This is a genomic window from Pseudoalteromonas sp. AWM4_233, assembly GCF_056158285.1.
Map to the genome: position 1 here is coordinate 505,126 of NZ_JBSWSZ010000001.1, position 21,457 is coordinate 526,582.

The 21,457-nt window shown below is 42.6% G+C and carries 18 protein-coding genes; 11 read left to right on the forward strand and 7 right to left on the reverse strand.

Going from position 1 to position 21,457, the window contains the following annotated elements:
• Positions 1 to 26 precede the first annotated feature (26 nt).
• On the forward strand, positions 27 to 680 hold the full coding sequence (locus tag ACXAC4_RS02165) for a response regulator transcription factor (RefSeq protein WP_138479791.1): 654 nt from the start codon (positions 27 to 29) through the stop codon (positions 678 to 680).
• Positions 681 to 820: 140 nt separating this feature from the next.
• Here the strand turns inward: ACXAC4_RS02165 and purU are convergent, their stop codons facing one another.
• Both purU and ACXAC4_RS02175 read right to left on the reverse strand, forming a co-directional pair.
• On the reverse strand, positions 821 to 1,651 hold the full coding sequence (gene purU / locus ACXAC4_RS02170) for a formyltetrahydrofolate deformylase (RefSeq protein WP_475158683.1): 831 nt from the start codon (positions 1,649 to 1,651) through the stop codon (positions 821 to 823).
• Positions 1,652 to 1,727: 76 nt separating this feature from the next.
• Complete coding sequence (locus ACXAC4_RS02175) at positions 1,728 to 5,162, reverse strand: PAS domain-containing hybrid sensor histidine kinase/response regulator (protein WP_475158685.1); 3,435 nt, start codon at positions 5,160 to 5,162, stop codon at positions 1,728 to 1,730.
• A gap of 379 nt (positions 5,163 to 5,541) precedes the next feature.
• On the opposite strand from ACXAC4_RS02175, the gene ACXAC4_RS02180 reads away from it, so the two are divergent.
• The 10 genes from ACXAC4_RS02180 to ACXAC4_RS02225 all read left to right on the forward strand — a co-directional run bounded on the left by ACXAC4_RS02180 (position 5,542) and on the right by ACXAC4_RS02225 (position 17,401).
• Positions 5,542 to 5,805, forward strand: a complete 264-nt coding sequence (locus ACXAC4_RS02180; RefSeq protein WP_058028820.1) for a DUF4212 domain-containing protein — start codon at positions 5,542 to 5,544, stop codon at positions 5,803 to 5,805.
• 11 nt (positions 5,806 to 5,816) lie between these two features.
• Positions 5,817 to 7,541 carry a sodium:solute symporter family protein gene (locus ACXAC4_RS02185; protein ID WP_058028821.1) on the forward strand — a complete coding sequence of 575 codons (1,725 nt, stop codon included), beginning with the start codon at positions 5,817 to 5,819 and terminating at the stop codon, positions 7,539 to 7,541.
• 195 nt (positions 7,542 to 7,736) lie between these two features.
• On the forward strand, positions 7,737 to 9,575 hold the full coding sequence (locus tag ACXAC4_RS02190; protein ID WP_475158689.1) for a DUF294 nucleotidyltransferase-like domain-containing protein: 1,839 nt from the start codon (positions 7,737 to 7,739) through the stop codon (positions 9,573 to 9,575).
• Positions 9,576 to 10,196, forward strand: coding sequence for an exonuclease domain-containing protein (locus ACXAC4_RS02195; RefSeq protein ID WP_475158691.1), 621 nt, complete (start codon positions 9,576 to 9,578; stop codon positions 10,194 to 10,196).
• A gap of 109 nt (positions 10,197 to 10,305) precedes the next feature.
• On the forward strand, positions 10,306 to 11,319 hold the full coding sequence (gene epd, locus ACXAC4_RS02200) for an erythrose-4-phosphate dehydrogenase (protein ID WP_130254623.1): 1,014 nt from the start codon (positions 10,306 to 10,308) through the stop codon (positions 11,317 to 11,319).
• Positions 11,320 to 11,361: 42 nt separating this feature from the next.
• Positions 11,362 to 12,540, forward strand: a complete 1,179-nt coding sequence (locus tag ACXAC4_RS02205; RefSeq protein WP_475158696.1) for a phosphoglycerate kinase — start codon at positions 11,362 to 11,364, stop codon at positions 12,538 to 12,540.
• A gap of 155 nt (positions 12,541 to 12,695) precedes the next feature.
• A complete protein-coding gene (gene fba / locus ACXAC4_RS02210; protein ID WP_058028826.1) occupies positions 12,696 to 13,760 on the forward strand; it encodes a class II fructose-bisphosphate aldolase in 1,065 nt (354 codons plus the stop codon).
• Positions 13,761 to 14,303: 543 nt separating this feature from the next.
• Positions 14,304 to 14,993: a phosphate regulon transcriptional regulator PhoB gene (gene phoB, locus ACXAC4_RS02215; RefSeq protein WP_058028827.1), complete on the forward strand. Its 690-nt coding sequence runs from the start codon at positions 14,304 to 14,306 to the stop codon at positions 14,991 to 14,993.
• 27 nt (positions 14,994 to 15,020) lie between these two features.
• Entirely contained in the window at positions 15,021 to 16,328 is a 1,308-nt protein-coding gene (gene phoR / locus ACXAC4_RS02220; RefSeq protein ID WP_390446820.1) for a phosphate regulon sensor histidine kinase PhoR, read from the forward strand.
• A 104-nt stretch (positions 16,329 to 16,432) separates the two neighbouring features.
• Positions 16,433 to 17,401: a PstS family phosphate ABC transporter substrate-binding protein gene (locus ACXAC4_RS02225; protein WP_058028829.1), complete on the forward strand. Its 969-nt coding sequence runs from the start codon at positions 16,433 to 16,435 to the stop codon at positions 17,399 to 17,401.
• A 64-nt stretch (positions 17,402 to 17,465) separates the two neighbouring features.
• On the opposite strand, the gene ACXAC4_RS02230 is transcribed toward ACXAC4_RS02225, so the two are convergent.
• Genes ACXAC4_RS02230 through pcnB form a run of 5 tightly spaced genes read right to left on the reverse strand, consistent with a single transcriptional unit; the run spans position 17,466 to position 21,221 of the window.
• Positions 17,466 to 17,690: a hypothetical protein gene (locus tag ACXAC4_RS02230; RefSeq protein WP_349284539.1), complete on the reverse strand. Its 225-nt coding sequence runs from the start codon at positions 17,688 to 17,690 to the stop codon at positions 17,466 to 17,468.
• A 14-nt stretch (positions 17,691 to 17,704) separates the two neighbouring features.
• The gene (panC, locus tag ACXAC4_RS02235; RefSeq protein ID WP_475158703.1) at positions 17,705 to 18,553 is read right to left on the reverse strand and encodes a pantoate--beta-alanine ligase; all 849 of its coding nucleotides are present in this window, start codon (positions 18,551 to 18,553) and stop codon (positions 17,705 to 17,707) included.
• Positions 18,553 to 19,347, reverse strand: coding sequence for a 3-methyl-2-oxobutanoate hydroxymethyltransferase (gene panB / locus ACXAC4_RS02240; protein WP_349284537.1), 795 nt, complete (start codon positions 19,345 to 19,347; stop codon positions 18,553 to 18,555). Before panB ends, panC begins: the two co-directional genes overlap by 1 nt.
• Before the next feature lie 21 nt (positions 19,348 to 19,368).
• The gene (gene folK, locus ACXAC4_RS02245) at positions 19,369 to 19,857 is read right to left on the reverse strand and encodes a 2-amino-4-hydroxy-6-hydroxymethyldihydropteridine diphosphokinase (protein ID WP_475158704.1); all 489 of its coding nucleotides are present in this window, start codon (positions 19,855 to 19,857) and stop codon (positions 19,369 to 19,371) included.
• Positions 19,854 to 21,221, reverse strand: coding sequence for a polynucleotide adenylyltransferase PcnB (gene pcnB, locus ACXAC4_RS02250; RefSeq protein WP_475158706.1), 1,368 nt, complete (start codon positions 21,219 to 21,221; stop codon positions 19,854 to 19,856). The genes folK and pcnB overlap by 4 nt, the downstream gene beginning before the upstream one ends.
• Positions 21,222 to 21,457 lie beyond the last annotated feature (236 nt).

Genomic DNA, 21,457 nt, shown 5'->3' on the forward strand with positions numbered 1-21,457 from the left:
GACAGCCGAATTTTTAGGAGAAAAGCATGAATCAGTTTTTAATTGCGGATGATCACCCTTTATTTAGGGAAGCTTTAAAAGGCGCATTGCAAAGTCAGTTTGAAGATTTAACCGTTTTCGAGTCTGAAAGTTTTGACAGTACCCTTGCTGTGTTATCAGAGCAAGACGAGTTAGATTTACTTTTACTTGATCTACATATGCCCGGCAGCGGTGATTTATACGGCCTTATCCGTATTCGTGAAGATTACCCAAGTCTGCCTATTGTGGTTGTATCAGGCAGTGAAGATCTCAGCATCATTTCTAAGGTCATGGCCTACGGCGCCATGGGTTTCATTCCGAAAGCTTCCTCAACACAAGATATCGCACAAGGTATCGAAACCGTGCTCGAAGGAGAAACTTGGTTACCAGAAAATATAAAAGATAAAGTAGCCAATGTTGAAAATGAAGACAGAGAGCTCGCGCAACAAGTTGCTTCACTCACGCCACAACAATATAAAGTATTACAATACCTACACGAAGGTTTACTGAATAAGCAAATTGCCTATGAATTACATATTTCTGAAGCGACAGTAAAGGCACATATTACTGCTATTTTTAGAAAGTTAGGCGTTTATAACCGTACTCAAGCTGTACTGATTGCTTCAAAACTACAATTAGAACCCGTAGAAGCAGTGAGTTAAATATAGCGGTTATGCGATAGAATATTTTTAGTGCACCAGGCAAGGAATGTCTTGGTGCTGCGTCCCCAAAAAAGCTTGTCACAGTGGACCATACCCAGCTGTAACAAGCCCTTCAATGTTCTAGCTAATCTGAGTTGTGGTTAGCTAAATACCACAGTCCGATTACCGTTGATAAACAACTTGTGCTCAGAAGCGAGTTGTAAGGCATTACAGAACACGGTTTTCTCGATATCTCGACCAATCTTTGCCATGGCTTCAGCATTGTGTATGTGGGTCACTGGCGTCACATTCTGTGCAATGATAGGCCCCTCATCGAGTTCATTATTCACAAAGTGTGCGGTTGCACCGACAATCTTAACGCCGCGCTCAAATGCTTGATGATAAGGTTTTGCGCCAATAAACGCAGGCAAGAAAGAGTGATGGATATTAATCACTTTGTTCTCAAAGCGGGCAACAAATTCAGGTGACAAAATACGCATATATTTGGCAAGACCAATAATATCAGGTTGATACTGTGCAATAGCATCCCCAACGAGCTTATCGTGTTCTGCACGGCTTAACCCTTCATGTGAAATACAATGAAAAGGAATATCAAAGCCAGACACCAGCTTTTCTAAATCTGGATAATTGGCAATGACAGCCAGTACTTCGATGTTAAACGCTTGCTCGTATTGTTTAAGTAGCACACCACCAAGGCAGTGCGCTTCTTTTGTGGCCAGTAAAACCACCTTTCTTTTTGACTCGTCAAAGAGTTCAACTTTGGCCCCTGATGGCAACTGACTTTTTAATTGCTCAAGAAAAGCCTCACTGGGTTCTCCGATTAATTCGGTGCGCATAAAGAAGCGTTTCGCTTCTTTATCAACAAATTCATTGTTGCGGGTGATATTAAGATTATGCTCGTAACAGAGCCCAGTAATTTTTGCGATCAGACCAACATCGTCATCACATTGCGTGGTTAGTATTGTTTGCATTTCCTCATTCCTCTGCAAAGTCGAATAGTCACTCTAGCTTTATTGCAAAGGAATGAAAATAGCTAACTCATGCTAATTAACGCCCAAAATTCATTAATGCTTTCAATTTTGCCGGTTTTACCGGTTTTGATAGATAATGAATGTTCAGAGCCTTCACTTCTGCTTTTACTTCTTGGTCACGTACAGCAGTAATGAGCACGGCAGGCACCTGTAATTGCCATATTTCTCTCAAAGTTTTGATTAAAGTGATGCCATCACATTCAGTGCCTAGCTGATAATCCATGAGGATTAAATCTGGGGCCTTATTTGATTTTGCATGTGCCAGTACCGAATCAACATCATTAAATAAATCGTAGTTAGTTTGCCACTTAGCTAATAAACTCGACATGGCCTCTAGGTTTTTAGGATCGTCGTCTACGGCGATAACATTGAGCTTAGCGTTGTTATCTCCAAGCGGCATGCTGGAGGTTGTGAGAGTTTTCTTCGCCACTAAATTAGCATCACCATAAGGGATTAACACGCTAAAGCGGCTCCCTTTTCCAGGGATAGATTTCACTTCTAAGACAATTGAAAGCAGGTCACATAGACGTTTTACGACCCCTAAACCCAAACCTACGCCTTTGTTGTCATTTGAGTGTATGCGGTAGAAGTCGTTAAATATTTTTGCTTGTTCGTATTCACTGATCCCTGGTCCTGTATCATAGACTTCGACCAATAAGCCATGTTTTCGCTTACGGGTTGCAATCAATACTTTACCTGAGTCTGTGTATTTTACGGCATTAGACACTAAATTTTGGATCACGCGGCGCAAGTATGTGGTATCGCTATGAACAATATTTAGATTGCTTCTGACTTTTAATTTAAGGCCTTTTTCACTCGATAAAATCGCGTACTCATTGGCAAGTGGGCAGAGAATATCGTCAATACTAAAATGTCTTGGGGTTGGCTGCATTGCCCCTTGTTCTAATTTGGCAATATCAAGTAAAGATGACATCAGGTGAACGGTAGAATCGAGCGAGTCGTTGAGCTTATCAAAGCTGCCTCTATCTTGAGACGATAAGTGGTTAGGATCAATCGATGCGGAATATAACCTGGCAGCGTTGAGTGGCTGCAAAATATCATGGCTGGCGAGTGCTAAGAAGCGGGTTTTACTGTCATTGGCTTTTTCTGCTTCTTTTTTTGCTGCGATTAAGGCGTGCTCGGTTTCAATTCGCGAGTCTATTTGTGCCTCTAAATCTTTATTAATATTTCGGATCTCTTGTGTACGCGCTTCGATGCGGTTTTCAAGATCCATGTTAATTTCTTCAAGGGCATTCTGTGTGGCGATATGCATGGTGACGTCGCTAAAACTGGTCACGAATCCGCCTTCAGGTAATGGGTTACCTGTCATTTCAAATACCTGGCCATCACGACGGTGGCGAATAAAGTGATGCGGTGTGCCATTTCTCAAATGTTGAACACGTTTTTCGACAAGGCGATCAATTTCACCTGGGCCACATTCACCGCGTTGGGCATTAAAACGGATCACTTCTTCAATCGGTTGGCCGACTTCTAAAAAGCCCTCAGGGTAGTTAAACATCTCGGCATAGCGTTTGTTCCAAGCAACGAGGTTAAGGTCTTTATCCACAACAGAAATACCATGAGAGAGGTTTTCGAGCGAGGTGTAGAGTAAGTTTTGGTTAAATTGAAGCGCTTGGGTGGTTTCATCAAAGAAGTTAACGACTTCTTCAAATGCCATTTGTTTGCCAGAGGCAACGGTATGAATAAGTGCTTGCGCAGATGAAGCACCCAACACCCCGGTGAGAGCGCGTTCACAATAGGCAATAAACTCAGGATCTGGATAGGCGTTATTGTCATCAATATCATGCAATAACGTATAATGGCCCAGCAGTTGTTGTGAACGTTGAACACCTAAGAAGGTCTGTAATAGCACTTTAAAGTCATACACGGTTGCTTTGACGTTTTTGTTCATACGCTTAATCAATGCCGCTTCCTCACGTGGATTTACAAAGGCTGCGGCTTGTATTTTATCGATTAAACGCTCATGGGCACCTAATGAGAAGCTAATGTAGCAACTGATGTTTGCAAATAAGGCAATTAAAGTGCCCTGGGTGATGAGCGTTTGTCTTGCTTCAAAGTTGAGAGAAAAACCCATATCAACCATGGGCATCATTAAAAACAGTGTCCAACAGATGAATCCAGCTAATAAGCCAGCATACACACCATAAGCATGACCCTTACGCCAATATAAACCACCGACTATGGCAGGTAATAATTGGGTTACTAATGAAAACGCCACAAGACCCATACTTGCCAGCGACTCTCCATGGCCGAAATGTTGTTGGTATAAATAAGCCAATAATAAAATGGCGGCAATGATAAAGCGGCGGATCAAGAGAATGGAAGACTTGTAATTTCCCAGTGCAGGGGCGCGGTGAAAGCGGCGTTTTAATACCAGTGGCAATACTACATCATTCGACAACATCGTACTGAGTGTGAGTGTTGCTACAACAATCATGGCAGTTGCCGAAGACAGCCCACCGATAAAGACAAACGTCGTGAGAATTGGGTGGCCGGTTGAAATAGGCAATGCCAGTACAAAACTATCAGCCGCCAAATGAGAGCCAATATTCGGATGAATAGCAGCAGTCGCAATCGGGATGATCATCGCTGCAGTTAACATAAGGTATAAAGGAAAAGCCCATCTAGCTGTAAGTAAGTGCTTTCTGTCTTGGTTGTCTACGACGGTAACATGAAACTGTCTGGGCAGGCAGATAATAGCTGCAGCCGCGATCAGGCTTTGGCCAATAAAGTTGAAGCTACTAAAGTTAAAGTCTTGCCAGTGGGTAAGTAAATTTAAGCTATGTTTTGGCTGATTATAAAGTGCGGCTAATGCCAGAGCTGCCACTGCAACGAGTGCTAACAACTTAATAATAGACTCAAACGCAATGGCCAGCATCAAACCTGAACGATATTCAGTGACGTCGACTTTACGAGTACCAAAAAAGATAGCAAACAAGGCGATGATTAAAGTACCAGTAAGCGCTAAAACAGTACCAGAGAGTTGCTCATCTTGTTGCAGTAATAAAAAGCTAGAACTCAGCGCTTTAAGTTGCAGTGCGATATAGGGAATGGTCGCCAACAAAGCTATCATGGTAACCATGACGGCTGTGGTTTGTCGTTTGCCGTAGCGGGCAGAGATAAAATCGGCAATGGTGGTGATATTTTGTTTTTTACTGACTAATACCAGTTTTCTTAAAAACCCTTGTCCGAATAAAAATAATAAAGCGGGGCCTAATAAAATAGGTAAATAATGCCAGCTACTCGCTGCAGCAGTGCCCACGGCACCATAGTAAGTCCATGAGGTGCAGTAAATGCCGAGTGCCAATGCGTACACAAAAGGGTGGTGACTAAACTTTAACGCACGGGGGGTGGTTTTATCTCCCCAGTTTGCCAGCCAAAACAAAACCCCTATATAACAAAGAGAAACAAATATCAGTGCAGCGCTCATAGTCTTATCTTTTTTATTGTCGACCAAATAACCTTACCACATTTGCTTTTTTTGTAATCCTTTTTGTATCGCAATTCAATGTTTAACTTACTGTTTATTATAGACTTTGTATTTGTTGCTCTGGCCAAATTAGACTAATGTCTCATACCATCCTCAAAATGCCCTTTTTGCTCAAAATGCGAACGTTTAATTTGCTAAGTGTTTGTTAAATATAATTAAACCTGATGTTTTTAGTGTGTCAATCCGCAGTTTACGTAAACGTTAACTTGGTGTTACGACTAAGGTAGCAATTCCAACTTGTAAGGGCGTTGCTAATGTAGATAGTGACGATTAACACCAACACAGCCAATTCATTGGCAAGTGATAGGGGACAACAAAAATGGCTTTTAAAGACGAAGAACAAGCAAAAGCATATTGGTCAGAAAATCTGAGCCTCATGTTTAAGCTATTAACAGTATGGTTTGTAGTGTCATTTGGTTTTGGCATTTTACTGGTAGATGTACTTAATGAGATCCGCTTCTTTGGATTCAAATTAGGGTTTTGGTTTTCACAGCAAGGCGCAATTTACACCTTTGTGGCTTTGATTTTTGTCTACGTGTTCAAAATGGATACGCTTGATAAAAAATACGGCGTAGATGAATAAGGAGCACGAAGATGGATGTTAAGATTCTTACCTTTATTATTGTTGGCTTGAGCTTTGCGCTCTATGTCGGCATCGCAATTTGGGCTCGTGCGGGTTCAACCAAAGAATTCTATGTTGCTGGCGGTGGTGTACCACCTGTGGCAAACGGCATGGCAACTGCCGCAGACTGGATGAGTGCAGCATCATTCATTTCAATGGCGGGTATTATTTCTTTCGCCGGTTACGACGGTGGTGTTTACCTAATGGGTTGGACTGGTGGTTATGTACTACTGGCGCTTTGTTTAGCACCTTATCTTCGTAAATTTGGTAAATTTACAGTGCCAGATTTCATAGGAGATCGTTATTACTCCCAAGTTGCCCGTGTAGTAGCTATCTTGTGTGCAATCTTTATCTGTTTTACTTACATTGCTGGTCAGATGCGTGGTGTAGGTGTTGTATTCTCTCGCTTCTTAGAAGTAGACATTGAAACCGGTGTTTACATCGGTATGGTTATCGTATTCTTCTATGCTGTATTAGGTGGTATGAAAGGTATCACGTATACGCAGGTTGCTCAGTATTGTGTATTAGTATTTGCTTATCTAGTACCAGCTATCTTCATCTCTCTAATGATGACGGGCCACTTACTACCGCAAACGGGTTTTGGTGCAACCTTAGCCGATGGATCGGGTGTGTATATGCTCGATAAACTCGATGGACTGAGTACCGAACTGGGTTTCTCTCAATATACCGAAGGCTCTAAGAGCATGATCGATGTATTCGCTATCACTGCCGCTCTTATGGTTGGTACTGCGGGTCTGCCTCACGTAATCGTACGTTTCTTCACCGTTCCAAAAGTAAAAGATACGCGCATCTCAGCAGCATGGACGCTTGTATTCATCGCGATTGTTTATACGACAGCACCTGCGGTTGCATCATTTGCGCGTGTAAACATGATTGACACAATCAATGGTAAAGATGGTAGCGGTACGTTATATGAAGAAGCACCAGCTTGGGTTAAAAACTGGGAAAGAACTGGCCTTATCACATTCGAAGATAAGAATGGCGATGGCAAGATGCAGTACTCTGCAGGTAAGATCTCAGATCCAAACAGTGCTAACGAAGTGAAGATTGACCGTGACATCATGGTACTTGCGAACCCAGAGATTGCGAATCTACCAGCTTGGGTTATTGCATTAGTCGCAGCGGGTGGTATTGCAGCAGCACTATCAACCACAGCGGGTCTACTGCTTGTAATTTCAACCTCGGTGTCGCACGATTTACTTAAGCGTACGTTGAAACCAGATATCAGTGATAAACAAGAGCTACTAGCTGCGCGTTTATCGGCGATGATAGCGATTGCAATTTCAGCTTACTTTGGTATCAACCCGCCAGGATTCGTGGCTTCAGTTGTGGCATTTGCATTCGGCCTAGCAGCAGCGAGCTTCTTCCCAGCAATCATCATGGGTATCTTCTCTAAGAAGATGAATAAAGAAGGTGCGATTGCAGGTATGGTAACAGGTATTGGCTTCACAGCGGCTTATATCATTTACTTCAAGTTCATTAGTCCTGAACTTAATGCACCAGCAAACTGGTTATTCGGTATCTCTCCAGAAGGTATTGGTATCATCGGTATGCTAGTTAACTTCATCGTTGCTGCGGTTGTTCTTAAACTAACTGCTGAAACACCGAAAGAAGTTCAAGACATGGTTGACAGTATTCGTAACCCTAAAGGCTCAGGTGAGGCGCACGCCCACTAATATTTGAGCGAATAAGCACAAAGCTCAGCCGTCAAGGCTGGGCTTTTATTCGTTTTAGCAAAGTGCTGTTTTTGTATTTCTATAAATTCGATTTTATAGCTGTATTTTGCTAAAACGATTCATACCTAAGCGTAAACACTAACATTCTTCTCTTTTATTTTAGTTGTTTATAGGCGGGTGACTTAGGAGTAGAGCATGACCCCAGAAGTTGCTGAAGTCGCAAAATTTGTTGCCTTACAGGCGCCGTTTAGTCAGTTACCAGAAGCGGCGACCCACTATTTTGTGTCCCATTTAGAAATTGTTTACTTAAATAAAGACAATCAGTCGCAGTGGCTAAAATCAATTGAGCCAAATTTATACTTAGTCCGCTCAGGTCAATATGATCTGGTCAATGCCAAAGAAGAAGTGATCACGCAAATCGCAGAAGGTGACTATTTTGGCTTTCCGTCTTTATTAACCGGCGATGCCATACAAAACCGCATAGAAGTGTCGACCCCCGGTTTAATCTACATCTTAAATCAAACCAGTTTTGACTATTTACGTCGCGAATATAAGGCATTTGAACAACACTTTGTGCGAGCTCATGCTAATCGTTTACTGTCATCTCATTATCAGCAAAAAAGCGATAACTGGTCTGAGAAAAAAATCAGTGAGTTATTGACCAGAAAGGCGATAACACTCGGACCGGATGCATCAATTCGTGATGCCGCGGTGAAAATGAGTGAGCATGGGGTCTCTTCCATTATGGTCACAGAGCAAGAGAGTCTTATCGGTGTACTCACAGATAGAGACTTGCGTAATCGAGTTCTGGCCAAAGATGTCGACCCTAATATTGCAATAAATCAGGTCATGACGGGCAAGCCAAAATTCATCTTCGAAAACAATCGGGTGTTTTCTGCTTTGCATTTAATGCTTAAACACAACATACATCATTTGCCTGTGCTAGATGAAAATTACACACCACTTGGCATGTTGACTAGTACAGACTTGTTGCGCCAGCAAAAAAGCGATCCGGTACAACTTATTGGCCGCATTTATAAAGCGACATCAGTTCAGCAGTTACGTCTTTATGCGCAAGAGATCCCTGCATTATTAAAGAGTTTCTCTCATAACATTGATGATATCTCGGTTATGGGCAAATTATTAAGTGGCCTGACCGATGCATTGACCAGTCGGTTAATTCGTATTTATCAGCAAGAACATGGTACTGCGCCATGTGCGTTTAGTTTTATTTGTTTTGGTTCACAAGCCCGTGAAGAGCAAACTCTACATTCAGATCAAGACAATGGCTTATTACTACCGAACAACTTAACCGAAGCGCAAAGAGCTTATTTCAAAGGGATGGGCGAATTTGTCTGTGAACAACTGGTTGAATGCGGTATTAAGCTTTGCCCAGGTAATATTATGGCAAGCAACCCTGAGTGTTGCGGTACCTTAAATGAGTGGTCAGAGCGATTTTTTAAGTGGATCAAATCCCCTACGCCACAAGCCATGTTGAACTGTAAGATCTTTTTTGATCTGCGCTTTATTGATGGTTCGAATGAGCTATATAGTGACTTATGTGTGTCGCTGGAACGAATAAGCAAAAATGAACTCTTCTTTGCGGCCTTGGCCACAGATATTAACGCGAACTCAGTACCGATTGGCTTGTTCCAGCAATTTAAGCTTGAGAAGAGTGAGTCTAAGCATAAGTATTTAGATCTGAAAAAGCGGGGGGTTGTGATCATCAATGATATTGCAAGGCTTTATGCGCTTAAAGCTGGAGTAAGGCGGGCAAATACCCTTGAGCGTCTGGATGCGCTGACTAAATTTAATCTTATAAGCGCTAAAGACATTTATAACCTCAAAGATTGTTGGCGCTACCTGACGCAATTGCGACTCAAAACCCAATTGAATAAAGAGGGCTTGCCGGGTAATTGTATTGATCCAGAAATGCTTACCTCTTTAGAAAAACATCAGTTAAAAGAAGCGTTTTATCTGATTAAGCAAGCACAGCAAGCCTGTGCGTTTAAGTTCGCCAGAGGCAGTTTGTAAATGCAGAAGTTAGTTCAAAAAGCGCTTCGCTATTTAAAAGCCAAAGGCAAGTCACTTGATGAAGTGGAGTTTGTGGTTTTAGATCTTGAACTCACAGGGCTCGATCCTAAAGCACATGAAATTGTATCTGCAGCTTGGGTAACAATGCGAAGTGACAGAATTCAATTAAAAAGCGCGAGGCACATCATTAATAGTGATGTGAAGCAGTTAGATCAGAGTCCGGTTTTTCATGGTATTGATGAGCAAACGCTTAATGAAGGGGTATCTCTAAAGGCGCTAATGACTGAGCTATGTGATGCTTTGCACGGTAAGGTCTTAGTGTGCCACAACGCTTATTTGGACTGGGGGTTTATTCGACTAAATAGTAAAGCGTTAGGTTTAGAAGCACTCCCTTTGACCATTGTTGACACCATGCAAATTGAGAAAAGGCGTCAGTTAAAGCAGAACACCGAATTACATCAGGACAGCCTGACTCTGGCGAATTGTCGCACTCGTTATCAACTGCCGGACTATGAGGTGCATAATGCACTCACCGATGCCTTAGCAACTGCCGAATTGTTGTTAGTCTTAATAAATAAAATTGGGGCGGGTAAGCCACTTAAACTTTCAGCCTTGATGTGAGATTTTTTTTCGCGCAAGTGTATACATAATTTGCCTATGTCGATTACAATAGCGCCATCTTTTAGGAAGTTACTTTCCTGTCTCTGCATTTAGCTAGGTCCACAACTTAATGGCAATAAAACTGGCAATAAATGGGTTTGGTCGTATTGGACGCAATGTTGTGCGTGCATTATATGAATCAGGCCGCCATCAAGATATTGAAATCGTGGCTATTAACGAATTAGCCGATCCCAAAGCCGTTGCGCATTTACTTAAATATGATACCTCTCACGGTCGTTTTGCTTACTCGGTTTCGCATGATGCACCTTTCTTAGAAGTAAATGGCGATAAGATCCAATTGTTTAGTGAGTCAGATCCGGCTCATTTACCTTGGCAGGCTTTGCAAGTTGATGTGGTACTTGAGTGTACAGGTGTGTTCCACAGTCGCTTAGACGCTCAAAAACACCTAAATGCAGGTGCTAAAAAAGTTTTATTCTCTCAGCCTGCCGATGCAGATGTTGATGCAACCATAGTGTATGGCATTAACGAAGAAGAGCTTAAAGCTGAGCACACAATTGTTTCTAATGGTTCTTGTACCACCAACTGTATTGTACCTGTGATCAAAGTCCTTGATGATGCCTTTGGTATTGAATCGGGTGCTATTACCACGATCCATGCGTCGATGCACGACCAACAAGTGATCGATGCGTATCACAGTGATTTGCGCCGTACTCGTGCAGCGAGTCAGTCAATTATTCCAGTCGACACTAAATTAGCCCGTGGCATTGAGCGTATCTTGCCTAAATTTGAAGGTCGCTTTGAAGCCATCGCTGTACGTGTTCCGACGATAAATGTGACGGCCATGGATTTAAGTGTTACGCTAAATCAAGACGTTGATTTAGATAAAATAAATCAGGCAATTCAGGCTAATACACAAGGCCGATTAGAAAATATTTTAAGTTACACCGAAGAGCCTTTGGTGTCGGTAGATTTTAACCATGATGCACATTCTTGTATCATTGACGGCACGCAAACACGTGTAAGTCATAAAAGGTTAGTAAAACTTTTAGTATGGTGTGATAACGAGTGGGGGTTTGCGAACCGTATGCTCGACACCGCTGAGGCCATGATGGCCGCTAAATAACAACAAAGCTATTACCCAGTATCGTTCTTAAAGGAGACATCAATGTCAGTCATCAAAATGGCGGATCTAGATTTATCAGGCAAGCGTGTTTTAATTCGTGAAGATTTAAACGTGCCAGTAAAAGACGGCAAAGTAACGTCTGATGCGCGTATTCGCGCTTCACTTCCGACTATTAAACTTGCACTTGAAAAAGGTGCAAAAGTGATGGTGATGTCTCACCTTGGTCGTCCAACTGAGGGCGAATACAATGAAGAATTCTCACTTCAGCCAGTGGTTGATTACCTAAACGAAGCGTTAGAGCAAAACGTACGTTTAGAAAAAGATTACCTAAATGGTGTTGAAGTTGCCGACAATGAAGTGGTTGTATTCGAAAACGTACGCTTCAATGTAGGTGAAAAGAAAGACGACGAAGCACTTGCTAAGAAGCTTGCTGCATTATGTGACGTATACGTGATGGATGCATTCGGTACGGCTCACCGTGCTCAAGCGTCTACGCATGGCGTTGGCTTATTCGCAGAAGTTGCGTGTGCGGGCCCACTGCTAGCTGCTGAACTAGATGCACTAGGTAAAGCACTTGATAACCCGGCACGTCCACTTGTGGCGATTGTAGGTGGTTCTAAAGTATCGACTAAACTGACTGTACTTGATTCACTATCAACCGTGGTTGATCAGCTAGTTGCTGGTGGCGGCATCGCGAACACGTTCGTTGCGGCAGCAGGTCACCCTGTTGGTAAGTCGCTTTTCGAAGCTGATTTAATCGACGAAGCAAACAAATTAACAGCAGCAGCGCGTGCAAACGATGGTGATATTCCTGTACCAACAGATGTGGTTGTTGGCACTGAGTTCTCTGAATCAGCAGTGGCGACTATCAAAGATGTGACTGAAGTATCTGATGAAGACATGATCTTCGATATCGGTCCTGATACAGCGCAAACTCTAGCTAAAATCATTGAAAATGCAGGCACGGTTGTGTGGAATGGCCCAGTTGGCGTTTTCGAATTTGACCAGTTTGGTAATGGTACAGAAGCGATTGCCAATGCAATTGCAAAGTCTAATGCCTTCTCAATTGCGGGTGGCGGCGACACGCTAGCAGCAATCGACAAATATGGCGTTGCAGATGAAATTTCTTACATTTCAACGGGCGGTGGTGCTTTCTTAGAGTTCTTAGAAGGGAAAAAACTACCAGCTGTTGCTATGCTTGAGAAAAGAGCAAACGCGTAACAGTTTTTCAGGCCAGCTTTTGCTGGCCTTTTTATCTTAATCACTCTCACTCAGATTAAGGTGAATAAAAAATCAGTAGCAACAAGCGAAAGGCTACTTTCGATATATCCGTTCAAACTAGATAGCAAAGGCTATCGACTATTGGAGAAAGCAAAATGGCTTTAATCAGTATGCGTCAACTTCTTGATCATGCAGCAGAGCATGGTTACGGCGTTCCAGCGTTCAACGTTAACAACCAAGAGCAGATGCGTGCCATCATGGAAGCGGCTGATAAAACAAACAGCCCAGTGATCGTTCAAGGCTCTGCAGGCGCTCGTGCATACGCAGGTGCACCTTTCATTCGTCATATGATTTTAGCGGCTGTTGAAGAGTGGCCACATATCCCAGTTGTTATGCACCAAGACCACGGTACATCTCCAGGTGTATGTCAGCGTTCTATCCAATTAGGTTTCTCATCAGTGATGATGGATGGTTCTTTAATGGAAGATGGTAAAACACCTTCTTCATATGAGTACAATGTAGACGTAACACGTCGTACAGTTGAAATGGCGCATGCATGTGGTGTGTCTGTTGAAGGTGAGCTAGGTGTACTTGGTTCACTAGAAACTGGTGAAGCTGGCGAAGAAGATGGCATTGGTGCTGAAGGTAAACTAACTGAAGATCAACTACTAACAGATCCTGAAGAAGCTGCTGACTTCGTTAAGAAAACAGGCGTAGATGCGCTAGCAATCGCGTGTGGTACATCACACGGTGCTTACAAGTTCACACGTCCACCAACAGGTGACATCTTAGCAATCAACCGCATCAAAGAAATCCACGCTCGTATCCCAGATACGCACTTAGTTATGCACGGTTCTTCTTCAGTACCACAAGAGTGGTTGGCAGTAATCAATGAGTTTGGTGGTGAGATCCCTGAAACTTATGGTGTACCAGTTGATCAAATCGTAGAAGGTATCAAGTACGGTGTGCGTAAAGTAAACATCGATACAGACTTACGTTTAGCATCAACAGGGGCTATCCGTCGTCACCTAGCGCATAACCCGTCTAACTTTGACCCACGTAAATTCTTAGCTGAAGCGACAAAAGCAATGACTGAGATCTGTGTGGCGCGTTATGAAGCGTTTGGCACTGCGGGTAATGCAGCGAAGATCAAACCAATTTCACTAGACGACATGCACCTGAAGTATCTATCAGGTGAGCTTGATCCACAGATCAAGTAATAACCAAGTCTAGCTGATTTTATATTAAGCCCCAGTATTGGGGCTTTTTTGGATCAGTATTTTACTAATTCAGATCTGAATTCCTGATATTTAGGATCAATATCTTACCAACTTATGCGATCTGGGATCGATTTCTTACTAACTTAACGAGTGATTTGCACTCAAAATACCCCAAAAATTGCGTAACAAGATCCAAATTGAGATCCTTAAGACAACTACTCTTGGTATAAAACTGATCTATCCGTGCACTACTTAGTCAAAAGTTGATCTCTATTTAATCAGTACGTATTTGCGTGATCTGATCAAGTCAGCTTGGTGTTAAGTAAATAGATGTAAAAATAGCTGTGATTTAAATATTTCTAAAATAGAGGGGGCTTATTAGTTTAATATCCATAAATTATTGTTCTTTATGGAATAATGTATTTTTTCATTTATATGACCTGATAAATATTTCTTTTTAAGATCGGATTATTTTTTCATAAAACTGTCATACTAAGTCATAATAATGAAACCAACTTGGGTAAATCGAAGAGAACTGTGGGAATGTCACGTAAAGTACTTGTAGTTGATGATGAAGCACCAATCAGAGAAATGTTGGTTTTCGTATTGGAGCAAAATGGATTTCAGGCAATAGAAGCTGAAGATTATGATTCGGCTATGGCTGCAATGGTAGAGCCATACCCTGATATGGTTTTATTAGACTGGATGCTTCCGGGCGGCAGCGGTATTCAAATTGCGAAAAAGTTTAAGCAAAGCGAATTCACGCGTCAGATCCCTATCATCATGTTAACTGCACGCGGTGAAGAAGAAGACAAAGTAAAAGGACTTGAGGTAGGTGCAGACGATTATGTGACTAAACCTTTCTCTCCTAAAGAATTAATGGCACGTATTAAGGCGGTTATTCGTCGTGTGTCTCCAACCTCACTTGAAGAAGCCATTGAAGTACACGGTTTGCGTTTAGATCCTATTTCTCACCGAGTCACATCGGCGGGCAATGAATTAGACATGGGTCCAACAGAGTTCCGTTTACTACACTTCTTTATGACGCACCCTGAGCGTGTTTACAGCCGTGAGCAATTATTAGATCATGTGTGGGGCACTAACGTGTATGTTGAAGATCGCACTGTGGATGTGCATATTAGACGTCTGCGTAAGGCAATTGCACCGCTAGGTCATGATAGACTAGTGCAAACAGTTCGCGGTGCTGGTTACCGCTTTTCTAGTAAAATGTAAGCACTCAGCTTTGGATACACTGTATTTATGTATCGAGTAATAAATAAACAGGCGTTAGTTAAACGCCTGTTTTTGTATTTTATACCACTGGCTTTGGTGGGCGTTTTAATCGGCGCACCTTTCATCTTGCTGTTTTTAGGCGCGCTCGCGCTGCTACTTTGGCATTATCATCAACTCTACCGACTCAGTGATTGGCTGCTCAACCAACGTAGTTTCAATCCGCCAGAAGGCGAAGGTGCTTGGGAGCAGATCTTTGAAGGGATCTACCATCTTCAGCATCGTAATCGTAAAAAGCGTAATGAGTTGGCTGAGTTGATCCGTCGTTTTCGTGAAGGTGCAGAAGCGGTGCCTGATGCGGTCGTCGTATTACAAACTGATTTAAGCATTATTTGGTGTAATCAGCTTGCGCTGAAAGTATTGGGGCTACAATGGCCAACCGATCATGGTCAGCGCTTAGATAACCTCGTGCGGGATCCAAAATTTGCTAAATACATGAACAAGCAAAAGTTCGATGAGCCATTAGAACTAGAGGTATCGCATAATCAAGAGCAAACTCTTGAGTTTAGGGTAATGCCTTATGCGGGCCAGCTTATGATGGTGGTTCGCGACATTTCTCGGCTGAAGCAGCTCGAGCAGATGCGCAAAGATTTTGTTGCTAATGTATCCCATGAACTTCGCACGCCGCTAACGGTGGTGACTGGCTACCTAGAAATGATGGACGAGGATAACCTGCCACCGCCATCAATGTGGGCGAAAGCGCATCAAACCATGATTGAACAATGTCATCGCATGGATAGCTTAGTTAATCAGTTACTGTCACTTTCTCGTATAGAAGGGGCGCGTAAATATGATAATGATAAACCAGTCAGAGTACCTGATATGTTGGCACTGATTGCGACCGAAGCGAATTCACTCAATAAAGAAAAAGGGCATGAGATCAGTTTTGATGTTAACCCTGATCTTGATATTGTCGGTGCTCCAGATGAGTTGCGTAGCGCCTTTTCGAATTTGGTGTTCAATGCGGTTCACTACACCAAACCAAACGGCAATATTCATGTTCAATGGCAAATGAAAGATGAGCAGGCGTATTTCTCTGTGACTGATAATGGTGATGGCATAGCCCCTGAGCATATCAATCGACTGACTGAGCGCTTTTATCGAGTTGATAAGGCAAGAAGTCGTAAAACCGGCGGCTCAGGCTTAGGTTTAGCAATCACTAAACATGTATTAACGCGTCATGATTCACATTTAGATATCAGCAGTGAAGTAGGTAAAGGTTCTTGTTTTTCTTTTGCTTTTCCAAAAACACGTATTGCTGATTATGACAATAAATAAAACAGTGGTCATAAAAGTGTCATTTTTAAGTAATTTAACTGTCATTTAATCGCTGCAAAATGAACCTCGTTAACTAATTGGGACGAACAACTGGAGAAACCCAAATGAAATTTAAAAGTTTAGTAGCTGCAATGGGTGTAGCGGTAACAACTCTTTTATCAACACCAGCATCAGCTTTAGATGAAAAGCTACCTATGTACAATAAAACAAGTGGCATCTCAGGTAACTTCTCATCTGTAGGTTCTGATACGCTTGCAAACATGATGACTTTTTGGGCTGAAGAATATAAGCGTATTTACCCTAACGTAAATATCCAAATTCAAGCAGCGGGTTCTTCAACTGCGCCACCGGCATTAACTGAGGCAACTGCAAACTTCGGTCCTATGAGCCGTAAGATGAAATCTAAAGAAATCGAAGCGTTCGAAAAGCGCTACGGTTACAAGCCAACTGAAGTACGTGTAGCAATCGATGCACTAGCAGTATTTGTACACAAAGATAACCCAATCAAAGGTCTACGTATTGACCAAGTTGATGCAATCTTCTCTTCAACACGTAAGTGTGGTGCTGACGGTGAAATCAATCGTTGGGGTGATGTAGGTCTTAACGGTGACTGGTCTGGTAAAGACGTACAGCTTTATGGTCGTAACTCAGTATCAGGTACTTATGGTTACTTTAAAAAGAAAGCACTATGTAAAGGTGACTTCCGTAACAACGTAAATGAGCAACCAGGTTCTGCATCAGTAGTACAGTCAATTTCTTCTTCAATCAATGCTATTGGTTACTCAGGCATTGGTTATAAGACTTCAGGTGTTCGTACTGTACCACTAGCGAAAAAAGGCGATAAGTTTGTAGATGCAACTTTAGATAACGTTTCTAAGGGCAAATACCCACTATCACGTTTCCTATATGTTTACGTGAACAAGCACCCTAACAAGCCGCTTTCACCAATCGAAGCTGAATTCTTAAAGATGGTACTTTCTCAAGAAGGTCAGCAAATCGTAGAGAAAGATGGTTATGTACCACTTCCTAGCAAGGTTGCGGCTGCTGAAATGAAGAAGTTAGGTCTTCTTTAATTTAGGCAAATAGATTAAAAATAAAAAACCGCTGAAGTTCAGCGGTTTTTTTGTGTTTGAACAATTAATTTAAAGTTTTATTTAGTAAAGCTTCGGTTTCAGCCTTACAGCTGTTGTAGTCGTCAATACACTCATTGCTACAGATCTGATGCCCTAAGGTGTTTTCTGTATGACGTTGTGCACAGTTACTTTCACATTGATAGTTTTGTTGTGCACATTGATTGAGTTCACTGCTGGTTGCGCCACAGCCAACTAACAATACAGAGGCGACAATAAGCAAAGCTTTCATTTTTAATTATCCTTCTACGCAGAAACTTGTAAGTTATCGATCAGTCTCACTTTACCTAAGAAAGCGGCCGCAAGAATAACAAACTCTTTTGTTTCAAGTGTAGCAGGTTTTAAATTGTCTTTTTCAGCAATGGCAAAGTAATCAGGTTTCAAACCGGCCTGTTCAAGTGCTTGTTTTGCTTCTTGTTCAACAGTATCGAACGCTTTATTACCTTGCTCAAGTGATTGACCCGCATTTAACAGCGTTTGATATAACACCTTGGCCGTGTCTTTCTCTTGCTCAGATAAGTAACCATTACGAGAGCTCATCGCCAGTCCAGATACTTCTCGCTGTGTTGGTACACCAATGATTTCAATTGGCATAGACAGGTCTCGAACCATAGCGCGAATGACTTGTAACTGTTGAAAGTCTTTCTCGCCAAAACAAGCAAAGTCTGGCTGTACCATGTTGAACAGTTTGGTGACGACGGTTGCTACGCCTTTGAAATGACCAGGGCGCGCACCACCGCAATAACCCATAGAAATATCAGGTACGTCTACATAACTTTGCGCATCCAAGCCATTTGGATACATAACATCAACGGTCGGCGTAAACACGAGCGCAGTGCCAATTTCAGCAAGACCTTGTTTGTCGGCGTCTAATGTTCTTGGGTAGTTGTCTAAATCTTCGTTGGCACCAAATTGCATTGGATTGACGAAAATACTTACAACTACTTTATCCGCAAGCGTTTTTGCTTTTTCAACAAGTGAAAAGTGGCCTTGATGAAGATTACCCATGGTTGGCACAAACGCAATACTTAAGCCTTGTTGACGCCAAGCCTTAATTTGGCTGCGAAGCGATTTTATTTCACTGACTGACTGCATTAGTTAAACTCGTGCTCACTACTAGGGAAGGCACCTGACTTAACGTCATCACAGTATTTTTTAACTGCATCGTGCATGTTGCCTGTTTCGGCTAAGAAGTTTTTCGAAAACTTAGGAATGTAACCCGCTGAAATACCCACAAGGTCATGCATCACTAAGATTTGACCATCGGTGTCTTTGCCAGCACCAATACCAATCACAGGAATGTTTACAGACTCAGTGATGCGCTTAGCCAGCGCAGAAGGAATACACTCAATGACGAGTAGTTGTGCGCCAGCAGCTTCTAGTGCTTGCGCGTCTGCAACCATTTTATCTGCTTGCTCAGACTCTCGGCCCTGAATCTTAAAACCGCCGAATACGTGAACAGACTGCGGTGTTAAGCCTAAATGACCACATACTGGAATGCCTTGCTGAGTAAGCGCACGAATGCTGTCGTGTAACCACTCACCACCTTCTAACTTCACCATGTTTGCACCGGCACGCATCAACTGTGCAGCATTGTTACAAGCTTGTTCTACGTTGGCATAGCTCATAAATGGCATATCTGCGATCACAAATAAATCTTTTGATCCTGCACGAACACACTTGGTGTGATAGGCAATATCATCAGTGGTAACTGCAAGCGTGTCATCACCGCCTTGCAAAACCATACCCAGTGAATCACCAACCAAAACAACATCAACACCTTGGTTGTGAAAAAGCTGAGAGAAACTCGCATCATAAGCCGTTAATGCGGTAATTTTTTGTTTTTCTTGTTTCATTTTAGCCAGTGTAGAGACGGTCACTTTAGCCATGTTGTTCCTCTTGGGGTTAATTTAATTCAACTCTAATGGCGTTAAACCATTGAGTGGCACTTGCTGAGCAATGTCAGCGAGTGTGTTGCCATTAGGCAGCTTAAGTTCAGGTGAGATTTCTAATAGTGGATATACTACAAACTCACGTTCACATAGACCATAGTGCGGCACGGTTAAGCGCTCAGTGTCTATGGTTTGCTCGCCAAATAGCAAAATATCTAAATCTAGGGTTCTTGGGCCCCAGCGTTCATCTTTACGCTGACGACCTTGTTCAAGTTCAATACGTTGTAATTCATCAAGCAGAGCTTCTGGTGCAAGCGTGGTATTGAGTAATGCGACGGCATTAAAATAATCAGGCTGGTCTTGCGGCCCCATAGGCTTAGATGAATAAAACTGTGAAACTTTTTCAAGCTCACAGTCAGCAAGTGTACTGAGGGCTTTAACCGCGTTGTGCAGCTGTGCAACAGGTGCTTCAAGGTTGGCGCCTAAGCCAATATAAACTGGGATCATGCATCACCTGTTTTTTTCTTTGGCTTTCTGCGGTAACGGCGACGCGGCTTTTTGCCATCAGATTGACCTAAGTTTTTAACAAGCTCTTTTTGACCGGTGACATCTGATTTTAAGTATTCAGTCCACCAATCAGCTAACGTTTGTTGAGCGTCTTCACCACTTTCTACACGCAGTAGTAAGAAATCATAAGCGGCTTTAAAGCGAGGCTGAAGGCTTAAGCGATAAGCGCGTTGGCCTGAACGTTTGTCTAAACGCATTTGAATATGCCATATATCACGCGCACCTAACGTAAAGCGTTTTGGTACAGACACATGCTGGGCGTTTTGACTTAAAACTTGGTTCATCGCCTGATTGAAGGCGTCAAATTCTGACATACCTTGTTGTTCAATAATCTGTTGAGTACGTTGTTGCAGCGGGAACCAAAGTAATGCTGCATAGACAAACGCTGGCGTGACTTTTTTATCTTGATTAATACGCGTATCGGTATTGGCAAACATTTGCTCAATAAAACGCGCTTCAAAGCCGGTTTCGCTCTGCTCTAAGATTTCATCTAGTGCAGGGAATAGCTGTTTAAATAAGCCAAACTCGCGAAGCTGAAGATAGTTTTCAACGGCTTTGCCATTTAAAAATAGTTTTAGTGTTTCTTCGAACAAGCGGGCAGGTGGAATATTGCCCAGTAAATCTGCAAGCTTATAAATAGGCTTTTTCGTGCCAGGCGCAATTTCCATGTCGAGCTTGGTTGCAAATCGAACCGCGCGTAGCATGCGCACTGGATCTTCACGATAACGGGTTTCAGGGTCGCCAATCAGTTCAATTTTACGGGCTTTGATGGCTTCCACGCCGCGAGCGAAATCATGAATGCTAAAATCATTAATCGAGTAGTACAGGGCGTTTATAGAGAAGTCGCGACGCTGAGCGTCTTCTTCAATGGTGCCGTATACATTGTCACGGAGCAGTTGGCCATGTTCGCTTGATTGACTGGTCGCATTTTTTCGCTCATCGGCTTCATGGTGACCACGCATGGTGGCAACTTCGATGATTTCACGACCAAAAACGATGTGTGCCAGACGGAATCTGCGGCCGATCAGGCGACAGTTTCTAAATAATTTTTTGATTTCTTCTGGCGTCGCATTGGTAACAACGTCGAAATCTTTTGGCTGGATCCCCATTAAAATATCACGAATACAACCACCAACTAGGTAAGCGTCGTAGCCACCATCTTTCAAGCGATACAAAACTTTGATGGCATTCGGGCTAAATTGCTTGCGCGAGATACCATGCTCGGCACGAGTGATTAATGCGGGTGTTGCCGAGGTTGTATGGTGTGCATCTGCAGAGTCTGGCTTGACCCACTTTTTGCACATGTTAATTAGCTTGGAAATAATGACCCGTCTCCTAAAACGCTCTGTTGGTAACCTATTTAATAACCTGAGCTCTGGATAATAAATCTATCTCCAGCGGTTACTTTTAACGCTAACTACGTTGAATTTACTCGCAATAGGCCAGCTATTGACGCGTAAATTCGCCTTGCCTACATGGATGTAGGTACCTTAGTGATAGCAGGACGCGTGAACGGTGTTATCCCTAAAAGTTTTCGGCT

What these genes read in the sequence shown, in the direction of transcription:
- ACXAC4_RS02185 (WP_058028821.1), top strand. Translation starts at nt 5,817, where the DNA reads ATGGATGTTAAGATTCTTACCTTTATTATTGTTGGCTTGAGCTTTGCG.
- pcnB (WP_475158706.1), bottom strand. Translation starts at nt 21,221, where the DNA reads ATGTGCAAAAAGTGGGTCAAGCCAGACTCTGCAGATGCACACCATACA.
- panB (WP_349284537.1), bottom strand. Translation starts at nt 19,347, where the DNA reads ATGGCTAAAGTGACCGTCTCTACACTGGCTAAAATGAAACAAGAAAAA.
- purU (WP_475158683.1), bottom strand. Translation starts at nt 1,651, where the DNA reads ATGCAAACAATACTAACCACGCAATGTGATGACGATGTTGGTCTGATC.
- ACXAC4_RS02180 (WP_058028820.1), top strand. Translation starts at nt 5,542, where the DNA reads ATGGCTTTTAAAGACGAAGAACAAGCAAAAGCATATTGGTCAGAAAAT.
- ACXAC4_RS02165 (WP_138479791.1), top strand. Translation starts at nt 27, where the DNA reads ATGAATCAGTTTTTAATTGCGGATGATCACCCTTTATTTAGGGAAGCT.
- phoB (WP_058028827.1), top strand. Translation starts at nt 14,304, where the DNA reads ATGTCACGTAAAGTACTTGTAGTTGATGATGAAGCACCAATCAGAGAA.
- ACXAC4_RS02195 (WP_475158691.1), top strand. Translation starts at nt 9,576, where the DNA reads ATGCAGAAGTTAGTTCAAAAAGCGCTTCGCTATTTAAAAGCCAAAGGC.
- ACXAC4_RS02190 (WP_475158689.1), top strand. Translation starts at nt 7,737, where the DNA reads ATGACCCCAGAAGTTGCTGAAGTCGCAAAATTTGTTGCCTTACAGGCG.
- ACXAC4_RS02225 (WP_058028829.1), top strand. Translation starts at nt 16,433, where the DNA reads ATGAAATTTAAAAGTTTAGTAGCTGCAATGGGTGTAGCGGTAACAACT.
- folK (WP_475158704.1), bottom strand. Translation starts at nt 19,857, where the DNA reads ATGATCCCAGTTTATATTGGCTTAGGCGCCAACCTTGAAGCACCTGTT.
- phoR (WP_390446820.1), top strand. Translation starts at nt 15,021, where the DNA reads ATGTATCGAGTAATAAATAAACAGGCGTTAGTTAAACGCCTGTTTTTG.
- epd (WP_130254623.1), top strand. Translation starts at nt 10,306, where the DNA reads ATGGCAATAAAACTGGCAATAAATGGGTTTGGTCGTATTGGACGCAAT.
- ACXAC4_RS02175 (WP_475158685.1), bottom strand. Translation starts at nt 5,162, where the DNA reads ATGAGCGCTGCACTGATATTTGTTTCTCTTTGTTATATAGGGGTTTTG.
- panC (WP_475158703.1), bottom strand. Translation starts at nt 18,553, where the DNA reads ATGCAGTCAGTCAGTGAAATAAAATCGCTTCGCAGCCAAATTAAGGCT.
- ACXAC4_RS02230 (WP_349284539.1), bottom strand. Translation starts at nt 17,690, where the DNA reads ATGAAAGCTTTGCTTATTGTCGCCTCTGTATTGTTAGTTGGCTGTGGC.
- fba (WP_058028826.1), top strand. Translation starts at nt 12,696, where the DNA reads ATGGCTTTAATCAGTATGCGTCAACTTCTTGATCATGCAGCAGAGCAT.
- ACXAC4_RS02205 (WP_475158696.1), top strand. Translation starts at nt 11,362, where the DNA reads ATGTCAGTCATCAAAATGGCGGATCTAGATTTATCAGGCAAGCGTGTT.